This window comes from Kitasatospora sp. NPDC056273 (assembly GCF_042268845.1).
GTDB lineage: Bacteria > Actinomycetota > Actinomycetes > Streptomycetales > Streptomycetaceae > Kitasatospora.
This window is the reverse complement of sequence record NZ_JBHJSJ010000004.1, coordinates 99648-115230: the sequence shown is the minus strand read 5'-3', so window position 1 is coordinate 115230 and position 15583 is coordinate 99648. Positions and strand designations below refer to the sequence as shown.

Sequence of the window (15583 nt, the reverse complement as noted above, 5' to 3'; positions counted from 1 at the left end):
AGTCACGGAGCCGTGACACGGTCCTCTACAGCGCGCCCGACAGAGCGTCGGGCGCCAGCACGCCGGCCGTCGCCGTCGCGCCAACGGCAATCATGGTCGGCCAGCCGCCATAGGCCCAGGCGAGGGGGCCGAGGGTGGATCCGACGACGATTTCGGTGAACCGCAGGGTCAAGCAGCAGGTGACGAGTCGGCTGTGCGCGTCCGTCTCCAGAGTGACAGGGCACCCCGGCAGGCCACCTGGTTCGACCAGGTGGCCACGGCCGGCCGCGACGACACCCTGCCGGTGCTCACCGGCGTCTTGGGCGAGATCGAGAGCCACGTCCAGGAGCACCACGCCAGCCGTCAGCCAGCTCCGCCTAGACGGAGGTTTCGGGTCCAACAGCGATCCCAGGGCAACCGACCTACGCCAAACTGCCAGCGCGGTCCAGCTTCGGTACTCGTGCTTGGAGTTCGGCGGGTAGGTGCCAGCCTTCGATGGTGGGTGTCATGTAGAGGCGGGCTTTGAGGCCGAGGAGGAGTTGGCGGCGCCGTTCCTGGTCGGCACGACTCCAGGCGTCGGCGAAGGTCTTGCCGGTCTCGACCTCGACCCAGGCGGAGGGGCGTTGTGGGAGGGCTGCGAGGCGGCGGCGTTCGTCGACGAGGGTTTCGAGGGCTTCGGAGTACTCGTCGTCGCCGCCGGGGTAGTCGAAGAGGTTGCGGCGTTTCTCCTCGCGGAGGTCCTTCATGGCTTGGGTGACGTGGTTGAGCTGTTCGGTGTGGTCCTCACCGGGAATGAACCGACGCACTGTCATCGCCAGCCCGGCCAACCGCTCCACCAGGGCGGTGATCGCCGCTGTGACGCGCTCGCCCTTCACCGATTGCCCCTTGCAGACCGGCTTGCTGGCCGTCTTCGCGCAGCGGTAGTACTCGTAGATCTTGCCGTTCTTGGCGAGGTTCACCTGGCGGTAGAACCGGTCGCCGCAGCGGTCGCAGTGAGGCACGCCGAGCCAGGGCGAGGCGCCGTTCGAGCGTTCCTTCGTGATCGAGCGCTCGTCCATCGCCGCCTGGATCGCGGCCCACTGCTCCTCGGTGAACAGGGGCTTGGCCATGCGGATGGGCAGGCCCTTGGCGTCGCGGGCGATCTTTCTCGCCTTGACGGAGCGGCCGGTCAGTTTCAGGCCCATCGTCGCCGGCGAGCGCAGGATCTTGCCGACGCTGGTGGGGTTCCAGTGGTTCGACGGCGGCGTCTTGCGCTTGCTCGTGTAGGTGTCGCCCTGGTTCTTGTAGGCGTGGGTCGCCGGGGTGTCGAAGCCGGCGGCTTCCAGGGCGGTGGCGATCATCCACTGGCTCTGCTCCTCCAGCAGGAGCTTGCCCATGTAGCGGACGGCTTCGGAGGTGACCGGGTCCGGTTCGAGGGTTCGTCCTCCGCCGGGGCGGTCGACGATCCGGTAGCCGTACGGCGGCTGGCCTCCGGCCCAGCGGTCCGTCTTGCGCAGGTGCCTGTGCGCGGCCGTGACGCGGGCCTTGATCCGCTTGAGCTCCATCTCGGCGAAGATCGAGGCCAGCATCAGGAAGACCTTGGCCAGCTCGTTCCCGAACGACCGTTCCTGACCGTTGCGGTAGTCCAGGGTGATGCCGTCGTCGGTGAACACCAGGACCTTGTGGTTCTCCTCCGCCCAGTGCGCCACGTCCGCACAGTCCTTCGCGGACCGGAACGCCCGGTCCACCTTCGCCCACACCAACGCGTCCCACTCACCCTGCCGCTCGGTCAGCCACGGACCCAGGTCCGGACGCTTCCACGGCGTGACCTCCGCGGAGACGTCCAGATCCTCGAAGGACCCGACGATCTCCCACTCCTTCGCCAGCGCGTGCCGGGTCGCGGTCTCTGCCTGGATCAGGTGCGAGACCTTGCCCTCGTTACCGTGCGTGTCCGAGACACGCGAACCAACCACCGCCCGAACCGGCACCGAAGCCGTGATGATGCTCACAAGAGGTCCCCTACCGCCCAGGCCAGCAGGCACCCTCGAACAGGCTGCACTCGAACGGGTGGACCTTTTTCGAAAAGGTGTCGTTCCGCTGGCGCATCGACCTCCAGGTCACCACCCCCACGCTGGCCGCCCGCGCCACCGACGCCCGCGTCGAGCGCGCCGACACCCACGCCGAGCGCTGGAGCGACCACGCCCCGGTCACCGTGGCCTACGACGTGGACAACTGACCAATACATAGCACCACTTGGGCAGGCTGGAGGTGCCCCCAAGCGTCTTCGACCCGGGAACCTCCGCCGTGCCCCTGGTCAGCGTCAGCCCGCCTGCGAAGTACCGCTCGCCACTTGCCATCCAGTCCACCATCACCACAAGGCCAGCCAACTCCACCACCAACAACCCATGAGCTCTACTATGGATAGCCAACCGAATCGAACTGAATCAAATAGCGCTCGCTGAAGCGAATCACCGCAGGTCAGCAAGTGTCGGCCCCGCGCTCGCGGGGGTTGCTCGCCCGGACCTCTGCATTGCCGACCTCGACACCTGTCGGCCCCGCGCTCGCGGGGTGGCTCCACAGCACTCACGCTCGCCGACCACGAGCGGCGCCCGGTCGAAGGTGAGCGCGCCCGTACTGCGGCCGAGGAAGTGCCGTAAGCGGACCGGCGACAGGTGCGCAGCCCGGTGTCCTCGGTCGTCGGGATCGTCTCGGGGCTGCTGGCCGCGCTGGTGGCTGTCCTCGCTGGGCTCTGCCTCTGAACTACCGCGCCCCCGCTCGGCTTCGGCCGGGCGGGGGCGCGTTCGTCGTGTGGTCGGTCGGCAACTACCCGAACGGCAACGTCGCGGTGCTGCGGGCCGTCAGAGTACGCGAGTACTCGGCTGCCGAGGCTGTCAGGGACCGGTAGTTGATCACCGGGTCACCTGCGGCGACCAGGGCGGTGGCGCACCCCAGGCACCACGGCCGAGGAAGGTCCACGTCCAGGTCCTCGATGACTGCATCCGCTGTGCAGCACTCGGCGCAGATCGGCATGCTGCCGTCCTCCTGCTTGCTCAGGCCCAGGTCGAGCCGCACTGGGTGCAGCCCCACCGGCCGTCCATGGTCTGGTAGGTGGCGCCCGACCCGCACATCGGGCAGGCCATGGCGGCCGCGGGCTGGTCGCTGTGCGGCAGGCTACCGGGCTGCGAGGTGTCGTGGGCCGGATTCTGCACCTCGGGGCGGTCGAGCAGGACTGCACTCATGACGCACTCTCCTCTGGGTGAGAGGTGGATGGGGAGGCGCCCGGCCGGGGCACTCACCGGGCTTCCCGTCCGTCAGCCGCTCAGGGAGGCATGGAGGCAGCGCCCGCACGCCGTGTGCGTGCTCCGCACACCCTGTGCGCGCCCTGCCTGTGGGCGCGGTCCTGCCGATACGGTGGCGGCCCCGCGTAGTCGGAGGGGGCGTCGTGTCGCGTCAGCGCCAACGTCAGCTCGGGACGGCTATCAGGTCCGCCCGGTGCGCACAGCGGATGACTCAGGCTCAACTGGGCCAGGCCTGCGGCTACTCGGCGTCCGCGATCAGCCGGGTGGAGGCGGGCCTGCTGCGGCCGGCCGACCACTCGCTCGCCGTGATCGTCCAGGTGTTGGGTCTGCAGCTTGACGCCCTTGGCCTGGGTGGAGCGGCTACTCTGGCGCGAGATGTGACCCCGGATCAGGAGGATGTCATGCTCCGCAGGCAGCTGCTCGTGGCCGGTATGGCAGCCGCCGGAGCCTCGGCACTCCCGGCAACGGCGACGGCCGCGGCCCGGCCGGATGCGTCGACCCGGATCGTCGGGGCGCTCTACGAGCCGACAGCTTCGGTGCCTGTGTCGCTGCAGGAGCTCGGCCGAGCGCTGGCCGCAGCGCGCTCGCAGTTCACGGCGGCCCGGTACGAGGATCTCGGTGCCGCTCTGCCTGGCCTGCTGAGCACGGCCCAGGCGACCCGGGACGCGTCGGCCGGCCGGGCCCGGGAGGACGCGCATGCGTACGTGGCCCGTGCCTGGGTGCTGGCGACGGAACTCGCGTTGAAGGGCCATTCGGACGTCGCCTGGCCAGCGGCGGACCGGGCTCTCGCTGCGGCCCAGGCCAGCGGTGACCCCGTGGTTCAGGGAGAGGCGGCCCGCGTCCTGGCGATCACGATGCGGCGCGCCGGCCGCCCGGCCGCCGCGGTCGACCTCCTGCGCCGCACTGCCGGATCGCTTGGCCAGGGCCCGGGCGAAACCTCCCGGGCGGTGGCGGCGACGCTGCTCATGACAGCGGCCTACACGGCGGCGTGCGGGCACCGCCGCACGGACGCCCTCAATCTGATGGCGGGCGCCGAGGACGCGGTCGGCCGCTTGGCGGACGCCACCACTCGGCCGCGATCCCAGCTGTTCACGGTCGACGCCACCACCGCGCAGGCCGACCTGTACTGGATCGGCGTGCACACAGCGCTGGGCACCCCGGATGAGGGCGTCCCGTACGCGGCACGGATCACCCCGGGACGGCTGCCGACAGCAGAGCGCCGGGCCCGGTACGGCACGGACTGCGCGCGCATGTGGCACCACCTCGGCGACCACCGCCGCACGGTCGCAGCCCTGATTTTCACCGAGCAGGTCGCCCCGGAGGAGGTCCGCCGACCAGCACTGCGAGCACTGACGGCAGACCTCCTGTACGCACCCGTGACGGTGGCAGGCGTGAGGGAACTGGCCGCGCGTACCGGCGTCTCATAGAGAGAGCCATCCCCGTGCTCGCGGGTGTTGCTCCCACCGCGACCAGGTCAGCTGCTGGCTGGTGCCGACGGCCCGGTCCGCCGTGGCGCTGTGGGACTTCGTCCGGACTCCGCGGCGGGCTTCGGCCGGCGCGGGCAAGGCGGTGTCCAGGCGTCACACCTGCGGGGGACGAGGCCGTGACCGATCCCGGCGGGTCGGAGTTGCAGGGGCATGAGCAGTGCGTTCACAGAGTGGGGTGCGTCATGACCACCAGCCCGGCGAATCCGCGCGAGGTTTCCGACGGTGACTCCCCCGCGCCCGGCCAACCGGAGTTCTCCGCCTGCCCGTTGATCTTCGATCCGCAGTGCCCGGAGCTGCCCGAGGACGTGCTCGGCGGGCTGCGGGAGCAGGCCCCCGTCGTGCGGATCACCCTGCCCGGCGGGCTGCCGGCGTGGATGATCACCCGGTTCGACGACGTCCGGGCCGGGCTCGGGGACCCGCGGCTGGTGCAGTCCCCGCTCTCCGTGCCGGGGTTCACCGGCGAGGATCCCCGCATGGCGCAGATCCGGTGGCTCGGCCTGCCGGAGCGGATGAACCAGTACCTGCTGCGCGCCCTGCTGGACCTCGACGCGCCCGACCACACCCGGCTGCGCAAGGCGGTCGCACCGCACTTCACCGCGCGCCGCATCCACGCGCTGCAACCCCGGGTGGAGCAGATCACCGACCGGCTCCTGAGCGAACTGCCCGGACGGGCGGCCGCCGACGGCAGCGTCGACTTCATCGAGGAGGTCGCCCTCCCCCTCTCGATCACGGTGATCTGCGAGATGGTGGGCATTCCCGAACAGGACCGCCCGCTGTGGCGCCGTTGGGCGGACGACCTCAACGGCCTGGACACCGACCTCGTCCGCGACTCCGCGCCCGCCCTCGTGGACCACGTGCTCGCGCTGATCGAGGAGCGTCGGCGCACCCCCGGCGACGACCTCATCAGCGCGATGGTGACGCCCTCGCCGGACGGTGAACCTCCCCTCCCGGAGCGGGACATCGTCACGATGACGATGCTGGTGACCAACGTCGGCTACGAGAACACCGCCTACTTCCTCGCCAACGGCCTCGCCGCCCTGCTCGCCCACCCCGACCAGCTGAACCTGCTGCGCGACGACCCTGCCCTGCTCCCCTCAGCCGTGACGGAGCTGCTGCGCTGGGGCGGCTCCGTCCCGGCGACCCGGCCGCGCTTCGCCGCCCAGGACATCGACCTGCACGGCACCCGTATCCGGGCCGGCGAGGCCGTCGTCCTCTCGCTCCTCGGTGCCAACCGCGACCGCCGGTACCACCCCGACGCCGACCGGCTCGACATCACCCGCTATCAGGACGCGCAGGACGACCACGTCGCCCTCGGCCACGGCGCCCACTTCTGCCTCGGCGCCGCCCTCGTCCGCCTGGAGACACAGGTCCTGCTCGGCGCGCTGACCGCCCGGTTCCCCGGCCTCCGGCTGGCCGTCGCCCCGGACCGGCTGGAACGCGTCCACGTGCCGGGCGTGGGCCGCCGCCTCACCCGCCTCCCGCTCCACCTGTGAGCGTCCGGCGGGCCCGGGCCCCGGACGTCCTTCGTCTCCCGGGAACCCTCCGCCGCAGAGATGTCCGACCGCCTCAGAGAGGCCCGACCGGTGCCCGAGGCACCGGGCCGCCCCGGAAAGGGACGACGCACGATGCCGAACGACCAGGCGGTAGCACCGCCGGCACCCGTACCAGCGCCGGTACCTGCACCCGTACTCGCCGAGCACGCCGGCGGGTGTCCGGTCCGCGAGAGCCGGATGCCCGACGGGTCCATGGGCTGGGTGGCGTCCGGCTTCGCCGAGGTCCGCGATGTCCTCACCGACCCCCGCCTGACCAGCGCCCCCTCCACCCTCGCCGCCGACGGCTCCCCCGACCCGCGCATCGCCGGCCTGACCGCGCTCGGGCTGCCGCCGGAGACGCACCACTACTTCCTCAACGCCATCGTCGACTTGGACCCCCCGCGCCACACCCGCCTGCGCCGGCTGGTGTCCCGCGAGTTCACCGCCCGCCGCATCCAGCTCCTCGCCCCGTCGATCGAGCTGATCACCGACCGGCTGCTCGACGAACTGCCCGACCACCGTGACGAGTTCGGCGTCGTCGACCTCGTCGAGCACTTCGCCTACCCGCTGCCGGTCGCCGTCATCTGCGAACTGGTCGGCGTCCCGGAGCCCGACCGGCGCCTCTGGTCCGACTGGAGCCGGAACCTGACGGCCGGCCACACCGAACGGCTGCGGACGGCGACACCCGCCCTGGTCCGGCACGTCCGGGAGCTGATCGACCGCCGCCGCGCGGAGCCCGGCAGCGACCTCATCAGCGGGATGCTCCAGGCGCGAGACGACAGCGCGGACGTCGGCCCGGACAGCGGCCCGGACGGCGGCCCCTCCAACGCGGCGATGAGCGAGGACGAGATGGTCAGCATGACCCTCATCCTCGTCCTGGCCGGCCACGAGACCACCGCCCACCTGATCGCCAACGGCACCCTGGCCCTGCTCACCCACCCCGACCAGCTCGCCCTGCTGCGCCGGGACCGCACGCTGCTACCGCACGCCGTCGAGGAACTGCTGCGCTGGTGCGGCCCGGTACCCTCCGCCCGCCTGCGGTACGCCGACCGCGACCTCGTCCTGCGGGGCGTGCACATCCGCAGGGGCCAGGCCGTCCACCCCCACCTCGACGCCGCCAACCTCGACCTGCGGCACCACGACCGCGCCGAGCGGCTCGACCTGACCCGGAAGCGGGCCGCCCAGGCCGACCACCACCTCTCCTTCGGGTACGGCATCCACTTCTGCCTGGGCGCGGCGCTGGCCAGGCTGGAAGCGGCCATCGCCTTCGGTCGGCTCCTCGACCGCTACCCCGGACTGTCACTCGCGGCCGCCCCCGGCACCCTGATCCCCGGCGACCGCCCGGTCGGCTGGGAGCTGAACCACCTGCCGCTGCACCTGGGGCGGATTTGACGGACCGTCCGGCGACGGGCGGTGGCCCCCGGATCGGTCGGCGCCCGATGCCGGGCGGGGTGGCTCAGGGAGTGGGGCGGGCGAGGGTGGTGAGGTGCTCCGCCACGGCGGTCGGACTGGGCATCGCCGCGATCTCGGTGCTGACCTCGCGGGCGGCGCGGGTCAGGATGTCATCGGTGGGAGACGGTGGAGCAGGGCCGGGGTGATCTCCTCGGCGGTCGCGCTGAGGCCGGCTCCACGCTGGTGGACGGCGGCCGCGGTGAGAAGCGGTCGGAGCCGTCGGGCAGGACCAGCTAGGGGATGCCCGCATCGAGTGCGCCAAGGGTGGTGCTGCTGCCGCCTGGTACCACTGCCAGCGGTCATCGACCATGCCTCGACCTCCATGTCCGAGTACGCTTCGGAGCGTAGATCGAGGCACTGACAATCCACCCTGGATTCACAAAGGAACAACGATCGGCACATGAGGTCTGCTGTGGAAGCCGACCGAATCGAACTGAATCAATCAGCGCCAGTTGACGCAGATCACCGCAGGTCAGGAAGTGTCGGCCCCGCGCTCGCGGGGGTTGCTCCGGGACCCGCATGCCCGTCCGGCCACGGTCGCGGTGTGGTCGGCCCCGCGCTCGCGGGGGTTGCTCCCCTACCTGATAGGCCCGCGCAGAAAGGGAGCCCCCCGGTGCGTACCGGGGGGCTCTCATTGTGGCGTCTCGGTGCTGACCGAGTGGGCCCCTGTCGCACGGCGGCCAACTGCTGTGGGGATCTCGGGGCAGGCCCTCGAGAGTTGCCGGGTGGGGTGGCTCAGGGGGTGGGGTGGGCGAGGGTGATGAGGTGCTCCGCCACGGCGGTCGGGCTGGGCATCGCCGCGATTTCGGTGCTGACCTCGCGGGCGGCGCGGGTCAGGGTGTCGTCGGTGAGGAGGCGGTGGAGCAGGGCCGGGGTGATCTCCTCGGCGGTCGCGCTGAGGCCGGCTCCGCGCTGGTGGACGGCAGCCGCGGTGATGAAGCGGTCGGAGCCGTCGGGCAGGACCAGCTGGGGGATGCCCGCGTCGAGGGCGCCGAGGGCCGTGCTGCTGCCGCCGTGGTGGATGGCGGCGGCGCAGGTCGACAGCAGGGCCTGCCAGGGGACCCAGCCGTACGGGCGGACGTTGTCCGGCAGGCTGCCGAGCGTACCGAGGTCGAGGTCGCCGGTGGCGAGGACGAACTCGGCGTCGATGTCGGCGGCTGCCGCGATGACCCGCTCGATCCTGGTGAGACCGTCGGTCTTGGGCGGGACGGTGCCCAGCGTCACGGCGATGCGCGGGCGGTGGGCGGGTGCGGCCAGCTGGGCGGGGAGTTCGCCTTCGCCGTTGTAGGCGACGGGCCGCATCGAGGAGCCGTACCGCTCGTCGCCGGCCATGCTGGGCGGCGCGAGGTCGATGGTGTCCGCCGGGTCGGGCAGCCGGTCGATTCCGTGCCGGGCGAAGGTGTCCGCCATTTCGGCGAGCATCAGCGCGCGCAGCTTCGGGGTGCGGGCGAATCCGAGGTCGTGCTGGACGGCGGGCACGCCGAGGCGGGTCGCCGCGAGCAGGGCCACCGGGAACTGGTACTCGTACACCACCAGGTCCGGCCGCCACTGTGCGGCGAGTTCGACCGTCTCGTCGGCGACCCGGCTGTTGACGTGGGCGGCCAGTGGGACGAAGGCCTCGCGGTCGGCCGAGTTGCTCTCGACCACCCGCCGCATCAGGTCGGGCCGCCGGGTGCGGCCCGCCTCCCTGATCTCCTTGCGCCAGTCGACCCCGGGCGCGATGGGCAGGTACGGCAGCCCGGACGCGGCGACCCCTTCGCCGCCGTCCATCGAGGCCACCGCGACCTCGTGGCCGAGCTCGCGCATCGCCCTGGCCAGTGGGACCAGCGGGAAGAGGTGGCCCAGGCCGGGTGCGCCGGCGAACAGTACACGCATGATGGAACCTCGGGGAGAAGGAGAAAGAGGGAGAGGGAGGGGATGGGAGGAGGAAGGGGGGTCAGGAGGCGGCCCGGTGCAGGGCGGCTTCCATGCCGTTCAGCACGGCGTTGCAGTCGCGCTGCAGGGTGGCGGCGTCGACGGCGCTGAGCAGGTAGACCCCGAGCCAGTTGCGCGAGCCGGCGGACGGGTCGAAGGCGGGGACGGGCCGGCCGGCGGGCATCGCGAAGGCGGGGACGGCTTCGATGGTGCTGCCCGGGGAGAGCAGGCTCTGCCAGTCGACGGCCTGCGGGTTCCAGAGCGGGGTGCTCTGCCAGGGCACGCCCGACGCGTCGGCCGGGACGACGGCCAGTGACGCGGCGGCCCGGGTGCCGGTGGTGGGCATGGCCTCGGGGTAGTCGACGCGCTCGCCGAGCAGTTGGCGGACCAGCATGCCGATCGGGTCGAGTCCGAAGACCTCGTGGACCTGCCTGGTGGTGAGCAGGCCGCCGAACCTGGCCGCGGTCTCGATGACGACCAGTTCGCCGTCCTTCATCAGCTTCAGCTCGGTGTGGGTGCCGCAGTTCTCCAGCCCGAGCGCGTCGACGGCCTGTCGGGAGACCTCCTCGATCCGGCGCTGGACCGGCACCGTCATGACGGAGGGCGAGGTGCTGGCGACCTCGACGAAGGACGGTACGGTCGGCAGCTTGGCGGTGATGGCCAGGGGGCGGTAGACGCCGTCCGCGACGATCCCCTCCACGCTGACGTAGTCGCCGTAGCCGGGCTCCTCGTACCAGCCTTCGGTGGAGCCCTGGGCGATCTCCTCGACGAGGCGGTCGTGGTCGGTGTCGGCGGCGTAGAGCTCGTTCATGCCGACCCGGCTGCCGGCCTGGAGTCCGCGCTCGATCTCGGCCCACGCCGGGGCGGCGTCCTCGGGCTTGTCCAGCACGATCTGGGCGACCGAGCCGGCGCCCCAGGCCGGCTTGAGCAGCAGCGGGGGCGTGAACTCGGCCAGCGCGGTGTCCAGGTCGGCGAGGCTGTCGACCCGGCGGAACGCGGGTATCGGCACCCCGGCGGCGGCCCAGGCCTCGCGCATCAGCCGCTTGTCCCTGGCGCGGACGATCCCCTCGCCGGGCCCGGCCAGGTTGAGGCGGATCGCGGCCTGGGCGACGGCGAGGACCGCGAACTCGGAGAGGGTCAGCACCGCGTCGGCTCCGATGGCCTTCGCGTACTCCACGATCAGCTCGACCAGGTCGTCCCCGCGCGGCGCCTCGGGCACCAGCTCGATGCTGGTGCAGCTGGGCCGCCACACGTCCTCGCCGGACGCGGGCAGCGGCGCCAGTGCGAGGACGTGCAGCTCCCCGCAGGCGGCGATGCGCGGGAAGGCGTACTCCAGCGGGGCGCCGCCCTTGACGTAGACGTACAGAATCCGGTTCAACGTACTTGCTCCTGAGGGAAGTTCACTCGTGGGCGGCCGCGGGAAAGGACGCGGAGGGGCACACGGGCGCGCTCGTGCGCGGGCCCGTGCGGTGTTCCGGCGACATCAGCCGACGGTGTCGGCCGGCCGCGTCAGCCGGCGGTGCGGAAGGGGCGCAGCTGCAGCAGGCTGATCTGGTCGCCCTCGATCGCCCACTCGATGTCGACCGGGGTTGCGTACGTCTCGTCGGGCGAGAAGTGCGACTGCAGCAGCCTGCTGATCAGGGCCAGTCGGCGTACGAGGTCCTTGGTCCCGGCGTCCAGGTCGGTGCCGGCGGTGCCGAGCGAGACGGTGCGGCTGCCGCCTTCCATGGTGTTGCACAGGTACTGGAGCGGGGCGCCCCGGCCGGAGACCACGTCGGTCACGGAGCGCGGCGAGATGTTGAGGTAGACGTTGCGGAAGTCCTGCGGGCTCAGCGGGTTGCAGGTGACCAGGACGCCGCCGACGGTGGCTCCGACCTGTTCCTGGACGATCACGGCCATCCGGCAGTGGTCCAGGGGGATGCCCGCCTGGCGGCGCAGCAGGACCGCGCGGGGTGAGAACAGCGAGGCCCAGACCTCGCGGACCGCGTCGAGGACGGCGTCCGTGCCGCTGACGTCGGCCACCGATTCGTAGAGTCCGGCGGCGGAGAAGCCGGCCAGGTCCTCGGCGTTGGAGGAGCTGCGGACGACCTGGACGCGGGCGCCGTACAGGTGCCGGTCGATCGCCCGGTCGATCTCGGTGCGGATCGGGTCGGGCAGCGGGGTGTCGCGGATCAGCCGCTGGGCTTCGAGGCAGAGTTCCTCGATCCGTTCCTCGATCCGCATCCCCTCGTGGAGCGAAATCCCGTCCCGGAGGGCGGAGTCCAGCCGGTCGACGGCGGTGCGGAGTTCCGCCGAGGAATCGAGGAAGCGCTGCTGGAGGGAGAACGGCAGCACGATGCCGCGCGGCACGTGGGCGTACTCCTTCACCAGGAGCTGCGCGGCGGCGTCCAGTTCGGTCCTGTCCGCGTCCTCCGGGAGGCCGAGCTGCCGGGCGAGGTAGCGCAGCAGGTTGTCCCGGGGCGGCCGGGGCACGCTGTAGAAGCCGAGCCAGCGCGGTGAGCCGTGCTGGAGCAGGTGGGTGAGTTCGCCGAGGTTGGCGGCCTTGGTGCCGAACCGGACGTGGTCGCCTTCGCGCAGTGCGGACAGCGGGGTGACCGGCGTGGGCGTGAGGTCGGGCAGGTCCACGGTGACGCGGTCGGCCGGCGGGGTCGGCGGGGCTTCCTCGCGGTCGCCGGGCCGGGCGGCTTCGAGGAGGAGCTCTCCGCCGTCGGCTTCGACGCGGTAGTGCACCCAACATCGGTCGCGCAGCCCGGCGCGGTCGATCCGCTCGGCGGCTTCGACGCCGACGGCGTTGGGGATGCGCCATCCGGCGGCCATCACGTTGATGTGGGAGAGCGGTGTGGTGTGCTCGGTGTGGATGATTCCGGAGACCCGGGGGATGTCCTCGGGCACCCGGGGCATCACCACGATGTCGTGCCACTCCAGCGGCTCGGGGTCGGCCCGGTACTCCTCCTCCGAGCCGAACACGCGCAGCCGTCCGTGGGCGGTCCCGGCGTTCAGCGGTACGTAGGAGGCCGCGGAGTAGAGCTCGTGGGACAGGACGCGCGGTATCTCGGTCTCCGGTATGCGGGCGAGGTAGCCCTCCTGCTCGTGACCGGCCGGCTTGAGGACCAGCGGCAGCGCCGGGTCGATGTGCTCGCGCACCCGGTGGTAGAAGAACCGGAGCATGTCCTGGGACATGGTGTCGACGTCGACGGTTTCCAGGGACAGGAAGGTGTCGGCCTCGTGGCCGTTTTCCGCGGCGCGGCGGGTGTGGCGGGCGAGGGTGCCGAGATAGAAGCGACGGTCGGGATTCCGGTACACGTCGTCATTGAACGAATCGAGTCCGCGCGCCAGTTCGTCGATCGACATGCCGAGGATCTCGCACGCGATGTAGCGGACGTGGAGGGTGCCGTCGGCGCTGTCGATGAAGTGGAGCACCGACTCGTCGCGGTCGAGTACGACTTTCACATAGGGATAGCCCCCGACCTGGCCGGCGAGCTCGGAGAACTCCTCCAGGGTGAGCTTTTCGCCGGCGAGGCGGGGCCGCGTGGTCGCGTCGTTGCGATCCGAACGGGTCATGCGCACAGTTCAGCCATTCTTCGTCGTGTACACGATCAGTACACCTGGTGCAGAAGGGTCGGTACGACGGCGCCCACATTGCCATTCGATTTCAATGTTTGACGAATGGTCATGTCACATCAGGCCATCATGGAACGATCCGGCCACGGGAATCCGATAGGGGAATCCGCCCCGCCGCATCAAGCTGTGGTAAAGGTCACAACAAGGGGTGACCGGTGCTTGGTGAGCGATCGAGCATTTCCGGAATCATTGATTCCTGTACGACCTCAGGAGGGCGCGCGCACTCCTCGCGCACCCTCCCCGCGCACCCCGATCGGAGCCGGCCGACGGATCCGGCGGCCTCGGCGGCACACCGGGGCAGGACAGGGCGTACGACCCTCCAGTGCCAGTGGCATATTGCCCGGAACGGCCCACTCCCGGATGCGGCGAAAGTGCGTAGATCCCTTGTATTTCAAGGGAGTTGACGCATACCGGAGGGTACGGTGAGGTGGGCATGACGCTCCGGTCGGCGTCGCGTCCCGGGCTCGGGCCCGGGCGGGTCGGCCGTAGCTGCCATCGGCGCGAAGGGGGAGCTTCCTGATGGCATACGCGAAGGGTTATGACGTCTCCGACTTCCAGTCGGGCATTCCGGGGGACGCGGAGTTCGTCTTCATCAAGGCCACCGAGGGCGGCCGCACCGGTCAGTCGGGGTACACCGACAAGCTGGCGGACGCCCGGGGGCGGGGACTGGTGGTCGGGCACTACCACTTCCTGCACGCGGAGAACCCGGTCGACGGCGAGATCGAGCACTTCTGCCGGGTCGTCGGGCAGGTGCCCGCGGGCGAGCTGCTGGTGCTGGACTTCGAGCCGTACGGGCAGTCCGTCGCCGACGGCGACGCGACCGCGGCGAAGAACCAGTGGCTGGCGGCGGTCAAGCAGCGCTACCCGGACCACCTGGTCGGGCTCTACACCAACCGGGACTACTGGTTCCGGACGGACGACAACGCGGGCGACTTCCTGTGGATCGCGGACTACGTGTCCCCGGGTTCGCCGCGCGTCCAGGCCTCCTGGCGCTTCCACCAGTACAGCGACGACCCGCTCGACGCGGACGTCTTCAACGGCTCGCTGGACGAGTTGAGGGCGTGGGCCGGCAGCGGCCAGGCCCCGGCCCCCGACACACCCGCGCCGACGCCGACACCGAATCCCACGCCCTCGGTGCCCGACTGGCCGGGGCTGCAGCTGGTGAGCCGGGACCAGTGGGGCGCGCGGGCATGGCGCGAGCCCAACGGTTCGATCCCGTACGCCGGGGCGCGCGCCGGGGTGAAGGTGCACTACCTGGGCACCCGGTACGCCTTCGACACCCACGACACCTGCCCGGCCTACGTGCGGCGCCTCCAGGCCTCGCACATGAACGACGACGGCTGGTCGGACATCGGCTACAGCTTCGTGGTCTGCGAGCACGGCTTCGTGTACGAGGGCCGCGGCCTGAACCGGCGCAACAGCGCCAACGGCGACGTCCCGCTCAACGAGGCCCACTACGCGGTGTGCGGGCTGGTCGGCTCCTCCGGGTCGACGGAGCCGACCCCGGAGCAGCTCAACGGGCTGCGGGACGCGATCGAGTACTGCGAGCAGCAGGGCCCGGCGGGCCCGGAGATCAAGGGGCACCAGGACGGCTACTCGACCGACTGCCCCGGCCCGGCGCTGTACGCCTGGGTGCGGTCCGGTGCGCCGCGCCCGTCCGGGACGGTGGTCACCCCGCCGTCCCAGCCCGCGCCGCAGCCCGACCCGACGCCGGCCCGCTACCAGAGCAGCGTCGGCGGCCTGTCGTACGGCTACGGCGCGCACGGACCGCAGGTCACCATCGTCGGCGAGGCGCTGGTGGCGGCGAACTTCGGCTCGCACTACACCCAGGGCCCCGGCCCGGACTGGACCGACGCCGACACCCTCAACTACGCCGACTACCAGCGCGGTCTGGGGTACTCGGGCGGGGACGCGGACGGCGTGCCCGGCGAGGCCTCGCTGCGCCGGCTGCTGGGCGGGGCCGTCCCGCTGGCCGAGGTGTCGAAGTCCCGGGTGGTCGCGGCCGCCCGCCAGGACCCGGACGCGGCCCAGGGCGCCACCACGTACCCGGACGACGTGTACACGGTGGAGCAGGCGCTCCGCGCCGAGGGGCTGCTCGACGGGCAGTGGGTCGACGGCTCGTTCGGGACCAGCACCATCGACGCCTACGCCGCCCTGCAGCGCCGGTACGGGTACAGCGGGCAGCAGGCGGACGGCATCCCCGGCATCGACTCGCTGACGCGGCTCGGCCAGGCGCACGGCTTCACGGTCACCGGCTGATCGACGGTCACCGGCCGATCCGCGGTCGCCGGCTGATCCGCAGTCACCGGCCGACGTCGTC

The 15583-nt window shown here is 71.5% G+C and carries 11 protein-coding genes and 1 pseudogene; 5 read left to right on the top strand and 7 right to left on the bottom strand.

Going from position 1 to position 15583, the window contains the following annotated elements:
- Nucleotides 1-25 precede the first annotated feature (25 nt).
- On the bottom strand, nucleotides 26-319 hold the full coding sequence (locus ACFCY1_RS05185; protein WP_375873573.1) for a hypothetical protein: 294 nt from the start codon (nucleotides 317-319) through the stop codon (nucleotides 26-28).
- Nucleotides 320-401: 82 nt separating this feature from the next.
- On the bottom strand, nucleotides 402-1931 hold the full coding sequence (locus ACFCY1_RS05180; RefSeq protein WP_375873572.1) for a recombinase family protein: 1530 nt from the start codon (nucleotides 1929-1931) through the stop codon (nucleotides 402-404).
- A 125-nt stretch (nucleotides 1932-2056) separates the two neighbouring features.
- Here ACFCY1_RS05180 and ACFCY1_RS05175 point away from each other — a divergent pair.
- A pseudogene (locus tag ACFCY1_RS05175) lies at nucleotides 2057-2194 on the top strand (exodeoxyribonuclease III); the annotation flags it as partial.
- Between the two features lie 587 nt (nucleotides 2195-2781).
- Here ACFCY1_RS05175 and ACFCY1_RS05170 read toward each other — a convergent pair.
- Nucleotides 2782-3045, bottom strand: a complete 264-nt coding sequence (locus ACFCY1_RS05170; RefSeq protein ID WP_375873571.1) for a hypothetical protein — start codon at nucleotides 3043-3045, stop codon at nucleotides 2782-2784.
- The gene (locus ACFCY1_RS05165) at nucleotides 3009-3197 is read right to left on the bottom strand and encodes a hypothetical protein (RefSeq protein ID WP_375873570.1); all 189 of its coding nucleotides are present in this window, start codon (nucleotides 3195-3197) and stop codon (nucleotides 3009-3011) included. The genes ACFCY1_RS05170 and ACFCY1_RS05165 overlap by 37 nt, the downstream gene beginning before the upstream one ends.
- A gap of 134 nt (nucleotides 3198-3331) precedes the next feature.
- Between ACFCY1_RS05165 and ACFCY1_RS05160 the strand changes: the two genes are divergently transcribed.
- The 3 genes from ACFCY1_RS05160 to ACFCY1_RS05150 all read left to right on the top strand — a co-directional run bounded on the left by ACFCY1_RS05160 (nucleotide 3332) and on the right by ACFCY1_RS05150 (nucleotide 7668).
- Complete coding sequence (locus ACFCY1_RS05160; protein ID WP_375873569.1) at nucleotides 3332-4684, top strand: helix-turn-helix domain-containing protein; 1353 nt, start codon at nucleotides 3332-3334, stop codon at nucleotides 4682-4684.
- A gap of 242 nt (nucleotides 4685-4926) precedes the next feature.
- Nucleotides 4927-6237, top strand: a complete 1311-nt coding sequence (locus tag ACFCY1_RS05155) for a cytochrome P450 (protein ID WP_375873568.1) — start codon at nucleotides 4927-4929, stop codon at nucleotides 6235-6237.
- Between the two features lie 237 nt (nucleotides 6238-6474).
- Entirely contained in the window at nucleotides 6475-7668 is a 1194-nt protein-coding gene (locus tag ACFCY1_RS05150; RefSeq protein ID WP_375873567.1) for a cytochrome P450, read from the top strand.
- Between the two features lie 795 nt (nucleotides 7669-8463).
- On the opposite strand, the gene ACFCY1_RS05145 is transcribed toward ACFCY1_RS05150, so the two are convergent.
- The 3 genes from ACFCY1_RS05145 to ACFCY1_RS05135 form a co-directional block, all read right to left on the bottom strand.
- Nucleotides 8464-9603, bottom strand: coding sequence for a nucleotide disphospho-sugar-binding domain-containing protein (locus ACFCY1_RS05145; RefSeq protein ID WP_375873566.1), 1140 nt, complete (start codon nucleotides 9601-9603; stop codon nucleotides 8464-8466).
- 61 nt (nucleotides 9604-9664) lie between these two features.
- Nucleotides 9665-11020, bottom strand: a complete 1356-nt coding sequence (locus ACFCY1_RS05140; protein WP_074006016.1) for an acetyl-CoA carboxylase biotin carboxylase subunit family protein — start codon at nucleotides 11018-11020, stop codon at nucleotides 9665-9667.
- Between the two features lie 131 nt (nucleotides 11021-11151).
- On the bottom strand, nucleotides 11152-13203 hold the full coding sequence (locus ACFCY1_RS05135; protein ID WP_375873565.1) for a PEP/pyruvate-binding domain-containing protein: 2052 nt from the start codon (nucleotides 13201-13203) through the stop codon (nucleotides 11152-11154).
- Nucleotides 13204-13782: 579 nt separating this feature from the next.
- On the opposite strand from ACFCY1_RS05135, the gene ACFCY1_RS05130 reads away from it, so the two are divergent.
- Nucleotides 13783-15522: a peptidoglycan-binding protein gene (locus ACFCY1_RS05130; RefSeq protein WP_375873564.1), complete on the top strand. Its 1740-nt coding sequence runs from the start codon at nucleotides 13783-13785 to the stop codon at nucleotides 15520-15522.
- Nucleotides 15523-15583: the final 61 nt, after the last annotated feature.

Excerpts from the sequence above, each read along its gene's own strand:
- ACFCY1_RS05165 (WP_375873570.1), bottom strand. The coding sequence starts at position 3,197 with ATGAGTGCAGTCCTGCTCGACCGCCCCGAGGTGCAGAATCCGGCCCAC.
- ACFCY1_RS05155 (WP_375873568.1), top strand. The coding sequence starts at position 4,927 with ATGACCACCAGCCCGGCGAATCCGCGCGAGGTTTCCGACGGTGACTCC.
- ACFCY1_RS05150 (WP_375873567.1), top strand. The coding sequence starts at position 6,475 with ATGCCCGACGGGTCCATGGGCTGGGTGGCGTCCGGCTTCGCCGAGGTC.
- ACFCY1_RS05145 (WP_375873566.1), bottom strand. The coding sequence starts at position 9,603 with ATGCGTGTACTGTTCGCCGGCGCACCCGGCCTGGGCCACCTCTTCCCG.
- ACFCY1_RS05135 (WP_375873565.1), bottom strand. The coding sequence starts at position 13,203 with ATGACCCGTTCGGATCGCAACGACGCGACCACGCGGCCCCGCCTCGCC.
- ACFCY1_RS05130 (WP_375873564.1), top strand. The coding sequence starts at position 13,783 with ATGGCATACGCGAAGGGTTATGACGTCTCCGACTTCCAGTCGGGCATT.